The organism is Leclercia sp. M-A074-M, assembly GCF_965195605.1.
Classification (GTDB): Bacteria; Pseudomonadota; Gammaproteobacteria; order Enterobacterales; family Enterobacteriaceae; genus Enterobacter.
Window position 1 is genome coordinate 90298 of the sequence record NZ_CBDAHM010000003.1, and the last position, 11552, is coordinate 101849.

The following is an 11552-nucleotide window of genomic DNA, read 5'->3' on the forward strand; positions in this document are numbered from 1 at the left end:
CGAATGTCATGGCACAACACGGCGCATTAACCACGCTGAAAGATCTGGCCGAGCAGGATGTTGATCATGCCGCGCAGCACCTTGGGGTGATGCGCCGCGGACAGCAACAGGCGGAAGAGCAGCTGAAGATGTTGATTGACTACCAGCATGAGTATCGCACCAACCTCAATACCGATATGACGCAGGGCATCGGCAGCCAGCGCTGGATCAACTATCAACAGTTCATCCAGACGCTGGAGAAAGCGATCGAACAGCATCGCCAGCAGGTGGTTCAGTGGAGCAATAAAGTCGACCTTGCGTTAACAGCCTGGCGAGAGAAGAAACAGCGCTTACAGGCCTGGCAGACACTGCAGGATCGCCAGCTTGCCGCCGCAACCCTGGCGGAAAGCCGTCTCGATCAGAAAAAAATGGATGAATTTGCCCAGCGGGCATCAATGAGGACCCCGGAATGATCACCCTTCAACAACTGCTTTCGAGCGACAGCGATCTTACGGCTGGCGCGCGGGGCGGAAAAGCGGCCGACGGCGCGCAGGATTTTCTTGCCCTGCTGGCGGGCGCGTTAAGCGATGCCAAAGGTCAGGGCAAAGATGTCGGCCTGACGCTGAACGATCTCCACTCATCGGGCGGCAAGTTCGCCCAGGCGGCGCTGCAAACCGGTGCCGCCGATAGCGACGTTGACGCCGATGCCGGCAAGCTTGCCGAGCTGCTGGCGCGTCAGGATCTGACGCTATCCGATGAAGATGCCAGCCAGCCGGGGCTGGCACACGGCCTGTTGCCGGTCGCCAAAAGCGAGGTGCTGAAATCGCTGGCCCAGGCCGCTAAAGAGGCTGACAGCAAAACGGAGCTTAGCGAGGAAGAGCTGGCGGGATTAAGCGCCCTCATGGCGATGCTTCCCCACCAGCAGACCGCAACCGCGGCCGCGCCTCAGCCAGTGAGCGCCGGAAGCCTGGATGTGAAGGCGACGCTGAATGGCGATCGTGGTCATCAGCCAGCGCTGGATACCGATGCGCTGCGCACCGCAAAAAACGTGGCTCAGGATAAAGGTGCGGCCTTAGCTTCTGACACCCAACTGACGCCAGCCGTCGCCGCGGCAACGACCAGACAGGCGGCTGAGAGCACACCATCCCCGACCGGGCCGACCATCACGATGGGGCCGATTGTCAGCAATCTTACCTCTGCTCAGCCGACGATGGCCGCCGCACCGGTGGTCAGCGCCCAGCTGGGCAGCAATGAGTGGCAGCAGACCATCAGCCAGCACATCACGCTGTTCACCCGTCAGGGCCAGCAGAGCGCCGAGCTGCGTCTGCACCCGGAAGATCTGGGCCAGGTGCAAATTACGCTTAAGCTGGATGATAACCAGGCGCAGCTGCAGATGGTGTCAGGCCACAGCCACGTTCGCGCGGCGCTGGAAGCGGCACTGCCGGTGCTGCGTACTCAGCTGGCGGAAAACGGTATTCAGCTTACGCAAAGCAGCATCAGCAGTGAAAACTTTAACGGTCAACAGCAGGCCTCCTCTCAGCATCAGCAGCAGGCATCCCGCTCCGGCAATAACGGCGGATTTGATGAAGAGAGCGATGAGCTGCTGGCGGCACCGGCCTCGCTGCAGTCTGCAGCCCGTGGAAACAGTGCCGTCGATATCTTCGCCTAAACCTAAACGCCAGAGGTAGCGTGATTATCCCCGTCTTTTCGACCCTTTGACGGCGACAGGACACGGGATAATCACCACATTAGCAGTCCCGAAACAGGAAGCACGCAACAGATGACTGACTCCGCCATCACCAAAAAAAGTAAGCGTTCCATCTGGATCCCGCTGTTGGTGTTAATTACGCTCGCCGCCTGCGCCACCGCAGGTTACAGCTACTGGCGTATGAATAAAGCCCCTTCAGCCGAAGCCAAAGTGGAGCCACCACCGCCGGCGGCACCTGTCTTTTTTGCGCTGGATACGTTCACCGTTAACCTGGGCGACGCCGATCACGTCTTTTACGTGGGCATTACGCTGCGTCTGAAAGACGAAGCTACCCGCGCGCGTCTGAGTGAATACCTGCCGGAAGTGCGCAGCCGTCTGCTGCTGCTGTTTTCTCGTCAGGATGCCACCCAGCTCTCTACCGATGAAGGTAAGCAGAAGCTGGTGGAAGCCATTAAGCAAACGCTGGCCGCGCCTCTGATCAGCGGTCAACCAAAGCAGGAAGTCACCGACGTTCTGTATACAGCTTTCATTCTGCGGTAACGACATGGGCGACAGTATTCTTTCTCAGGCGGAAATCGATGCGCTGCTCAACGGCGACAGCGATAAAGCCGACGAACCAAAAGCGGGCCTGGCGGGCGAAAGTGATATTCGCCCCTACGATCCCAATACCCAGCGTCGCGTGGTGCGCGAGCGTCTGCAGGCGCTGGAGATCATCAACGAACGTTTTGCCCGTCAGTTCCGTATGGGGCTGTTTAACCTGCTGCGCCGTAGCCCGGATATTACCGTCGGTGCGATCCGCATTCAGCCGTATCATGAGTTCGCCCGTAACCTGCCGGTGCCGACGAACCTCAACCTAATCCATCTGAAACCGCTGCGTGGCACGGGTCTGTTCGTCTTCTCGCCAAGCCTGGTGTTTATCGCCGTAGATAACCTCTTCGGCGGCGACGGACGTTTCCCGACTAAAGTGGAAGGCCGCGAGTTCACCCACACCGAACAGCGCGTTATCAACCGCATGCTGAAGCTGGCCCTTGAGGGGTACAGCGACGCATGGAAGGCGATCCACCCGCTCGACGTGGAGTATGTGCGTTCCGAGATGCAGGTGAAGTTCACCAACATTACCACCTCGCCAAACGACATCGTGGTCAACACCCCGTTCCACGTGGAGATCGGCAACCTGACCGGCGAATTCAATATCTGCCTGCCGTTCAGCATGATTGAGCCGCTGCGCGAAGTGCTGGTGAACCCGCCGCTGGAGAACTCCCGCCATGAAGATCAGAACTGGCGTGAGAACCTGGTACGCCAGGTTCAGCACTCCCAGTTAGAACTGGTGGCCAATTTTGCCGACGTGCCGCTGCGTTTGTCGCAGATCTTAAAATTAAAACCCGGCGATGTTCTGCCGATAGAAAAACCCGACCGCATCATTGCGCATGTGGATGGCGTGCCCGTGCTGACCAGCCAGTATGGCACCGTGAATAATCAGTACGCGTTACGCGTTGAGCACCTGATCAACCCGATTTTGAATTCTCTGAATGAGGAACAGCCCAAATGAGTGATATGAACAATCCGTCCGATGACAACACCGGAGCACTGGACGATCTGTGGGCTGAGGCGTTAAACGAACAAAAAGCACCGGCCAGCAAAAGCGTTGCCGATTCGGTATTCCAGCAGCTGGGCGGCGGCGACGTCAGCGGTACGCTGCAGGATATCGATCTGATTATGGATATCCCGGTCAAGCTGACCGTGGAGCTGGGCCGTACCCGCATGACCATTAAAGAGCTGCTGCGCCTGACGCAGGGTTCGGTCGTGGCGCTGGATGGCCTGGCCGGTGAGCCGCTGGATATTCTGATCAACGGCTACCTGATTGCCCAGGGTGAAGTTGTGGTTGTCGCCGATAAGTACGGCGTGCGTATCACCGACATCATTACCCCGTCTGAACGTATGCGTCGTCTGAGCCGTTAAGCATGAAGACCCAGGCAGTCGTCTCTCAGCCCTCTGCGGTGCCAGGTTCGCCGCTGCTTCAGGTCAGCGGCGCGCTGCTGGGTATTATTGCCTTTATTCTCGTTGCCGCCTGGCTGGCTAAACGCGTGGGACTGGCGGGCAAAACCGCCGGTGCCCGCGGGCTGAAGCTCGCTGCCAGCACTTCGCTGGGCCCGCGTGAGCGCGTGGTGATCGTTGAAGTAGAAGACGCCCGGCTGGTGCTGGGTGTGACCGCCTCAAACATTAATATTCTGCATAAATTACCGCCTGCGCCGGTCTCTGAGGAGAGTCGCACAGAGGTTCCACAGGATTTTCAGTCCGTGATGAAGAGTTTGCTTAAGCGTTCCGGGAGATCGTGATGCGCCGTTTGTTATCCCTTACGCTTGCCGGGGTTGGCCTGTTTGCTCCCGCCGTGTATGCCCAGTTGCCCGGCCTGATCTCGACGCCGATGGCCAATGGCGGTCAGAGCTGGTCTCTGCCTGTTCAGACGCTGGTGTTTATCACCTCGCTGACCTTTATCCCGGCTATTCTGCTGATGATGACCAGCTTTACCCGCATCATCATCGTCTTCGGTCTGCTGCGAAACGCCCTGGGTACCCCGTCCGCGCCGCCTAACCAGGTGCTGCTCGGTCTCTCCCTGTTTTTGACCTTTTTCATTATGTCGCCGGTGATCGACAAGATTTACACCGACGCCTATCAGCCCTTCAGCGAAGAGAAGATCTCCATGCAGGAGGCGCTGGAAAAAGGGGCGCAACCGCTGCGGGAATTTATGCTACGTCAGACCCGCGAAGCTGACCTGGCGCTCTTTGCCCGTCTGGCGAACGCCGGGCCGATCCAGGGGCCTGAGGCGGTGCCGATGCGCATTCTGCTGCCCGCTTACGTCACCAGCGAGCTGAAAACCGCCTTTCAGATTGGTTTTACGATCTTCATTCCGTTTTTGATTATCGACCTTGTTATCGCCAGCGTCCTGATGGCGCTGGGGATGATGATGGTGCCGCCAGCAACCATTGCCCTGCCCTTCAAGCTGATGCTCTTTGTCCTGGTGGACGGCTGGCAGCTGCTGGTGGGGTCGCTGGCACAAAGTTTCTACAGTTAAGGAGCGCCCGGTGACGCCAGAATCGGTCATGATGATGGGCACGGAAGCGATGAAGGTCGCCATCTCCGTTGCCGCTCCCCTGCTGCTGGTGGCGCTGGTCACCGGTCTGATCATCAGTATCCTGCAGGCCGCCACGCAGATTAACGAGATGACGCTGTCGTTTATCCCGAAAATCATCGCCGTGTTTGTGGCGATCATTATCGCCGGGCCGTGGATGCTCAACCTGCTGCTGGATTACATGCGCAATCTGTTCACTAACCTGCCCTATATCATCGGCTAGGTATGCTGCAAGTTACCAGCATCCAGTGGCTTGAGTGGCTGGGCCTCTACTTCTGGCCGCTCTTGCGCATCCTGGCCCTGATCTCCACCGCGCCGATCCTGAGCGAGCGGGCGATACCCAAGCGGGTCAAGCTGGGCCTGGCTATTCTCATTACCATCATCGTTGCCCCAACGCTGCCGCCGGTAAATGTGCCAATTTTCTCCGCGCCAGCCCTGTGGGTTGGGCTACAGCAGATCCTGATTGGCGTGGCCATCGGCTTTACGATGCAGTTTGCCTTTGCCGCCGTGCGCACCGCCGGGGAGCTGATTGGTCTGCAGATGGGTCTCTCCTTCGCCACCTTCTTTGACCCTGGCAGTCGGCTTAACATGCCGATCATTGCTCGTATCATCGACCTGCTGGCGATGCTGCTGTTTATGTCCTTTGACGGGCATCTGTGGCTGATTTCGATGCTGGTGGATACCTTCCACACCCTGCCGATTGGCGGGGAGCCGGTAAACAGCAACGCTTTTATGGCGCTGACCCGTGCGGCCGGGCTGATTTTCCTTAACGGCCTGATGCTGGCGCTGCCGCTGATTACCCTGCTGCTGATCGTCAACCTGGCGCTGGGTTTACTTAACCGTATGGCGCCACAGCTGTCGGTGTTTGTCATTGGTTTCCCTATCACCCTGACTATCGGCCTTGTGCTTATCGGCCTCTTAATGCCGCTTATTGCGCCATTCTGCGAACATCTATTTAGTGAAATATTTAATTTATTGGCCAATATCGTGCGCGAGCTTTCCGTGAAACAATAAACCCTCTTTTTTATATTGTCTTTCTGAGGATATTCCTAAAATAGAAAATGAGAAACATCTGCCAGGATATATCTGGAGCGGGTTTAATGCTTTTATACTCCTCACATAATTCAACATTTACTTTACTTTAAGAAGTTTCCTGGCAAATTATACGTAACTTTACGGGATAGTGAGTTCGCCTGAAAGTCCTTGTAATGCTCACAGGTAATTTATTTTTCCATCCCGTTTGGCTGTTAAAGAGCTCTCAGGCAGGTGGTGAATTATCGTTATGCATTGAGTGAGGGTATGCCATGTCAACGATCATTATGGATTTATGCAGTTACACCCGGCTAGGGTTAACCGGGTATCTGGCCAGCAGAGGGGTAAAGAAAAAAGAGATCAACGATGTACATACGGTTGACGAACTTGCCGCCGCATGTGACGCCCTTACGCCAGGTGTGGTGTTTATTAATGAGGACTGTTTCATTCACGATCCCGCCAACAGTCAGCAAATAAAGCAGATCATTAATCAGCATCCCGGCACCCTGTTTATTGTTTTTATGGCTATAGCCAATATCCATTTCGATGAATATTTGCGGGTGCGTCAGAATCTTCTGATTAGTTCGAAATCTATTAAGCCGGAATCGCTGGATGAACTGATCGGGGATTATTTAAACAAAGAGATAAAGAGTGTAGCGAAATTTAATTTTCCCACTTTATCATTAAGCCGAACTGAATCCAGCATGCTGCGAATGTGGATGGCTGGACAGGGAACGATTCAGATTTCAGACCAGATGAATATCAAGGCGAAAACCGTATCGTCACATAAAGGAAATATTAAAAGGAAGATTAAAACGCATAATAAGCAAGTGATCTATCATGTCGTTCGCCTGACCGACAATGTGACCAACGGAATTTACGTTAATCTGCGTTAACCCCTTCCCTTTTTGCCACGTAAACCGATCTCTGGCTATGCCAGAGATTTTTCATTTCGGCCGCGCCAGCCCGCGTCAGCCGACACGCATGTTACTCCACGCTCTCAACAAAAATCCCGTCAGGGTGGCCAAGCTCGTTAAAGAACCAGATCCCGAGCGGGTAGTCCTCCAGCGAGACCAGATACATCGTGCCTTCATTAAACTGCTCAACTGCCAGTACCACACCCGGGCGACGCGGCCCGCCGTCGGTTTTGACGGTTACCCGATCGTTGACGTTCATAAAATCCTCCTCTGGTTTTGAGCCAGTGTAGAACAAAACGTGAAAACTGGCAGCGTGTTGCTGCGCGATTGCCGCTTTTATCGGCGGTCTATACTTAAAGCTGTAAAGGGTAAACGAGGAGTACGCAATGAAGACCGAAAAAGAGTACAGCGAAACGGCTAAACGGGAAGTGAATGTTGATGTGGATGCCTTGCTCGCCGCGATCAATGAAATCAGCGAGAGCGAAGTACAGCGCATAGAGGATGACCCTACCCGGGTACGGGTTAACAATCGGGATTACCATACCTGGCGCGAGCTGGCTGAAGCCTTTGAGCTGGATATCCATGATTTCAGCGTCACAGAGGTGAATCGCTGATGCGAAAAAAATCCCGGTCATGGGGTGACCGGGATCAAACTTGCTCATGCAAGAAGCACTTGTAAATTCGTTACACCAGGAAATCTGATGTCGCGTAAACATTATCTGCAATTTTTTTGCAAGACAAGGAAATATTCTTCATATTTATAGTTTCCCTGTGCAATTAAAATGTTGATTATAGTTGCCCAACAGGCGTCAGCCGTGGGGTGCGCGGGATCGGTTCCATAAGATAACCGTTTTGCAGAATTTTATTTTAAGAAAATTCTTATAAAAGACCTTCATCTGTTAGGGGAGATGCTATGCCTTCACTCGACGATCCGCTGCTTATCTATAGCGATCTGGACGGCACATTGCTGGATATTCACACCTATGACTGGCAGCCCGCTCTTGGCTGGCTGGATACCTTACAGGACCATCAGATCCCGGTGATCCTCTGCAGCAGCAAAACCGCGGCGGAGATGCTGGAGATCCAGAGCGATCTGGGGCTGGAGGGCTTGCCCTTTATTGCCGAAAATGGCGCGGTGATCCAGCTGGATGTCCGCTGGGATGACCATCCCAACGCCCCACGGTTAATCAATGGCGCTCCCCATGCCGATATCGTTAACATCATCAATCAATTGCGCGCCCGGGAGGGTTACAAATTCACCACCTTCGATGACGTGGACGAGCGGGTTATTAGTGAGTGGACCGGTCTTAATTATGCCCGTGCTAGGCTGGCGAAACTGCATGAAGCCTCGGTGACGCTCATCTGGCGCGACAGCGATGAGAGAATGGCTGCGTTTGAAGATGCGCTGACCGCGCTGGGGTTGAAGTATGTTCAGGGCGCACGGTTCTGGCACATTCTTGATGAGCGCGGCGGTAAGGATCAGGCGATTAACTGGCTCAACGAGCAATACCTGCAGCGCGAAGGCGCGCTTCCCACTACTCTCGGTCTGGGTGACGGGCCAAACGACGCGCCGCTGCTGGATAGTGTCGATTTCGCGGTGGTGGTTAAAGGCATCAATCGCCAGGGAATTACGCTCAAAAACGACGATCCGGCGCGGGTTTACCACACCCACCAGCCTGGTCCTGCTGGCTGGCGTGAAGCGCTGGATCACTTCTTCTCGTCCTGACCCACCACCTGGTTGCGTCCTCGCTGCTTCGCCTGGTAAAGCCGGGCGTCGGCGATGGACTGTAGCTGTTCAAAATCGTAGTTACCGCTCTCCTCTGCGCTGCTGACGCCAATCGACACGCTGACGCGCGTCGTCTGGCTTTTTTTCACCAGGATTTCCCGACGATTGATGCGCTCGCGGATCCGCTCGGCAATTGCCATCGCCTGTTCCGGCCCGGTGTCCGGTAACACTACACAGAACTCTTCTCCGCCGACACGTCCGGCAACATCGGTGTCCCTTATCGTGCGGGTAATTAAGCCAGCCGCATGCGTCAGCACTTTATCCCCCGCGTGGTGACCAAAGCTGTCGTTAACCCGTTTGAAATGGTCAAGATCCATCTGCATCACCGAGTAGGGCTGATTTTGCTGTTCACACCGCTTCGCCAGCGCTTTTGCCCGCTCAAACAGCGCGCCACGGTTATTTATCCGGGTCAGCGGATCGTGCCAGGCCTGCCACTGCAGCGAGTGTTGCAGGCGGTACATATTGCTGACCATCCGGCGGATCACAAACCATGAGCCCACCAGCATCGCGGTAAAGAGCAGCCACAGCATCGCCAGCGCGATAGTAATGCTGCCGAAATCACCGTTCGCCCCTTCCCTCAGGGTGTGGATGCGCAGCACAAGACCATTAAAATGATCCAGATGATGCCAGTTGACGTAGCGGCTCCCCAGACGGATATCCCCTTCGGTATCTTTTTCCAGAGCAGCGGCAATTTGCGCCCGCTCGCGCTCGTCAAAATGATTCACGTTGTCCGCAATATTCTCCGACGTGGCGAGCAGATTAAAGCCTTTATCATAGAGCTGGAACTCACCTTCACCATTGCCGTCTACTGCATCCTGCAGCAGTTTCTTCAGCCCCGGGAGCGTAAACTCTAACGCCAGCGCGCCGTACCAGTAGCGTTGGTAATCGACCGGTACGCTGACGGTAACGGTGCGATCGTCTGCCCCATGCGTAAACCAGCGCACGCTTCGGGCCCGGTTCTCACGCTCCGACTGGCCGGTGTACCACGGACGTGTGACCAAATGATAGTAACGGGAGATAATGTCACCTCCCCAGTCGGTGGGATCGGTTGAGACGTAAAACCCGGCGCGGGAAACATAGACCACGCGCCTGGCGTGTGCTGCCGGAGAGTCGATGCGCAGCAAATAGCCCATTTCAAACGCGGCGCTCAACTCTCTTTCAATCCGTTCATCATCACGTGACAGGCTGGTGGTTTGCCGTACAAAGGCATCAGAAACACCGTTCAAGGGTAAGGTGCGACGCACATCGAAGGTCAGCTGCCAGGAGGGCTTGCCCTGCAGATCGTTAAAGTGGTCGACAGTATTACGCAACAGTGGGGATGCGAGGGGCGTTTCAAGGGCGTCGCGCATGCCGTTGCGAAAGAACAGCAGCTTTTCCACGCTGAACTCAAGCTGGCGATCCAGTGAATTGGCCACCGTCTCCAGATGATTTTTCTGGCTGGCCGCGTACGCATCCTCCAGCACCACGGCTTCACGCCAGGTCAACAGCGTGGAGAAGATGAGGACGACAATAAAGCAGATGTTAACAACCCGGCCCGGATGAAAGCGATGTCGTGCCGTAAAAGCGTCTTTTCCTGAAACGATGTCGTGCTCCACACCTACTCCGTGAAGGCCACCTTCGCCATCTGCATGACGTCAAAGCCTGGCTGATTTTGCAATGCTACTGCGGTTGGCGCGATTATAACGTACAAAAACGCCCGGCAGTGCCGGGCGTAGCGTGACTTAAGCCTTGTCCTGTCGCCGGGTGCCATCACCATGCTGAAGCTCATCTTCATGAAACGCTTCCTGCTTGATGCCGTAACCGTCGTACCAGCGACATTCCACCATTCCGCTTGCATAGCCGGTGACGACCATACGTGGGCCGCCATTTTTAGGCTTAACTTCATCGCTGACCAGAAAGACCATAACCGCCTCCTTTATCAGTGTGAAACTGTATCAATTTAGTCGAGGAATAACAGTTATGCCTGGTATAGCTTCAACCTATTAATGTGAGTGCCCTCGCATTTTTTCCACAACTTTCACGACTGCCACAACGATAAGGCCAATGATAAAGCCGAGCACAAGGTTGAGTAAGGTTGGCAAAATGGCTGCAATAACAGACGCTTGCGATTCTGAAAAGTGTTCAATGGCATGATGCAGCGGCGCAATACCGTGCACCACAATCCCGCCGCCGACCAGGAACATCGCCAGGGTGCCAATCACCGATAACGACTTCATTAGCCAGGGCGCAATCACCAGCAGCGCTTTGCCTGTGGCCTTCGCCAGCGCATTGCGCTTTTCGTTTAGCCAGTAGCCGATATCGTCCAGTTTGACGATGAGCCCTACCAGACCGTAAACCCCAATGGTCACCAGAACGGCGATCCCCGAGAGCACCAGCACCTGATTCAGCAGCGGCGCATCCGCCACGATACCCAGAGTGATGGCGACAATTTCCGCCGACAGAATAAAGTCGGTGCGAACAGCCCCCTTCACCTTATCGCGCTCGAACGCGACAGGATCCTTTGCTGCCAGCGCTTCCAGACGCTGTTGCCGCGCGGCCGGAGACTCCTTCTCCTTATCTTTACGTGATGCCAGGGAGTGGAGGATTTTCTCCGCCCCTTCAAAACAGAGAAACGCCCCGCCGATCATCAGCAACGGCGTAATGGCCCACGGAATAAAGGCGCTGATCAATAGCGCCAGCGGCACGAGGATCACTTTATTGAGCAACGATCCCTTCGCCACGGCCCAGACCACGGGCAGTTCCCGGTTGGCACGCACGCCCGTCACCTGTTGGGCGTTTAGCGACAAATCGTCACCCAGCACGCCTGCGGTCTTTTTCGCCGCCAGTTTTCCCATCAGTGAAATATCGTCCAGCAGCGTGGCGATATCATCCAGCAGAGTTAATAAGCTACTTCCCGCCAAAATAAGGTTCCTTCTTTTTGTTAATTACCACAACAGTATGGAGTAAAACCGCAAACCTCGAAACCACCCCGTATATGTCAACAAATTATTCACATCAACG

15 protein-coding genes and 1 pseudogene are annotated in these 11552 nt (G+C 55.1%); 12 read left to right on the top strand and 4 right to left on the bottom strand.

Annotation, left to right across the window (positions count from 1 at the left end; all coding sequences use genetic code 11):
* Positions 1-8 precede the first annotated feature (8 nt).
* From fliJ to rcsA, 10 genes and pseudogenes are all read left to right on the top strand, one after another.
* Positions 9-452: a flagellar export protein FliJ gene (gene fliJ, locus ACOKCT_RS07170; protein WP_103180146.1), complete on the top strand. Its 444-nt coding sequence runs from the start codon at positions 9-11 to the stop codon at positions 450-452.
* On the top strand, positions 449-1648 hold the full coding sequence (gene fliK / locus ACOKCT_RS07175; protein ID WP_156654835.1) for a flagellar hook length control protein FliK: 1200 nt from the start codon (positions 449-451) through the stop codon (positions 1646-1648). Before fliJ ends, fliK begins: the two co-directional genes overlap by 4 nt.
* A gap of 111 nt (positions 1649-1759) precedes the next feature.
* Positions 1760-2227 carry a flagellar basal body-associated protein FliL gene (gene fliL, locus ACOKCT_RS07180; protein ID WP_103180148.1) on the top strand — a complete coding sequence of 156 codons (468 nt, stop codon included), beginning with the start codon at positions 1760-1762 and terminating at the stop codon, positions 2225-2227.
* 4 nt (positions 2228-2231) lie between these two features.
* Positions 2232-3236, top strand: a complete 1005-nt coding sequence (gene fliM, locus ACOKCT_RS07185) for a flagellar motor switch protein FliM (RefSeq protein ID WP_103180149.1) — start codon at positions 2232-2234, stop codon at positions 3234-3236.
* Positions 3233-3646 carry a flagellar motor switch protein FliN gene (fliN, locus tag ACOKCT_RS07190; RefSeq protein WP_103180150.1) on the top strand — a complete coding sequence of 138 codons (414 nt, stop codon included), beginning with the start codon at positions 3233-3235 and terminating at the stop codon, positions 3644-3646. Before fliM ends, fliN begins: the two co-directional genes overlap by 4 nt.
* A 2-nt stretch (positions 3647-3648) precedes the next feature.
* Positions 3649-4023, top strand: coding sequence for a flagellar biosynthetic protein FliO (gene fliO / locus ACOKCT_RS07195; protein WP_103180151.1), 375 nt, complete (start codon positions 3649-3651; stop codon positions 4021-4023).
* Entirely contained in the window at positions 4023-4760 is a 738-nt protein-coding gene (gene fliP, locus ACOKCT_RS07200; protein ID WP_103180152.1) for a flagellar type III secretion system pore protein FliP, read from the top strand. The genes fliO and fliP overlap by 1 nt, the downstream gene beginning before the upstream one ends.
* A gap of 10 nt (positions 4761-4770) precedes the next feature.
* Positions 4771-5040 (top strand): flagellar biosynthesis protein FliQ, encoded by a 270-nt coding sequence (gene fliQ, locus ACOKCT_RS07205; protein WP_032612271.1) that lies wholly within the window; start codon positions 4771-4773, stop codon positions 5038-5040.
* A gap of 2 nt (positions 5041-5042) precedes the next feature.
* A pseudogene (gene fliR, locus ACOKCT_RS07210) lies at positions 5043-5835 on the top strand (flagellar biosynthetic protein FliR); the annotation flags it as partial.
* Positions 5836-6121: 286 nt separating this feature from the next.
* Positions 6122-6745, top strand: coding sequence for a transcriptional regulator RcsA (rcsA, locus tag ACOKCT_RS07215; protein WP_103180154.1), 624 nt, complete (start codon positions 6122-6124; stop codon positions 6743-6745).
* Positions 6746-6836: 91 nt separating this feature from the next.
* Here the strand turns inward: rcsA and dsrB are convergent, their stop codons facing one another.
* Positions 6837-7025 carry a protein DsrB gene (gene dsrB / locus ACOKCT_RS07220; RefSeq protein WP_180209824.1) on the bottom strand — a complete coding sequence of 63 codons (189 nt, stop codon included), beginning with the start codon at positions 7023-7025 and terminating at the stop codon, positions 6837-6839.
* Positions 7026-7152: 127 nt separating this feature from the next.
* Here dsrB and yodD point away from each other — a divergent pair, with 127 nt between their 5' ends.
* Complete coding sequence (gene yodD / locus ACOKCT_RS07225) at positions 7153-7380, top strand: YodD family peroxide/acid resistance protein (protein WP_103180155.1); 228 nt, start codon at positions 7153-7155, stop codon at positions 7378-7380.
* Between the two features lie 299 nt (positions 7381-7679).
* On the top strand, positions 7680-8492 hold the full coding sequence (locus ACOKCT_RS07230) for a mannosyl-3-phosphoglycerate phosphatase-related protein (protein ID WP_103180156.1): 813 nt from the start codon (positions 7680-7682) through the stop codon (positions 8490-8492).
* Here ACOKCT_RS07230 and dgcQ read toward each other — a convergent pair.
* The 3 genes from dgcQ to ACOKCT_RS07245 all read right to left on the bottom strand — a co-directional run bounded on the left by dgcQ (position 8474) and on the right by ACOKCT_RS07245 (position 11452).
* Positions 8474-10147, bottom strand: a complete 1674-nt coding sequence (dgcQ, locus tag ACOKCT_RS07235) for a cellulose biosynthesis regulator diguanylate cyclase DgcQ (RefSeq protein ID WP_420193321.1) — start codon at positions 10145-10147, stop codon at positions 8474-8476. The two genes, ACOKCT_RS07230 and dgcQ, sit on opposite strands and share 19 nt — an antisense overlap.
* Positions 10148-10273: 126 nt before the next feature.
* A complete protein-coding gene (locus tag ACOKCT_RS07240; RefSeq protein WP_103180158.1) occupies positions 10274-10456 on the bottom strand; it encodes a YodC family protein in 183 nt (60 codons plus the stop codon).
* A 78-nt stretch (positions 10457-10534) separates the two neighbouring features.
* Positions 10535-11452, bottom strand: coding sequence for a DUF808 domain-containing protein (locus ACOKCT_RS07245; protein ID WP_420193322.1), 918 nt, complete (start codon positions 11450-11452; stop codon positions 10535-10537).
* Positions 11453-11552 lie beyond the last annotated feature (100 nt).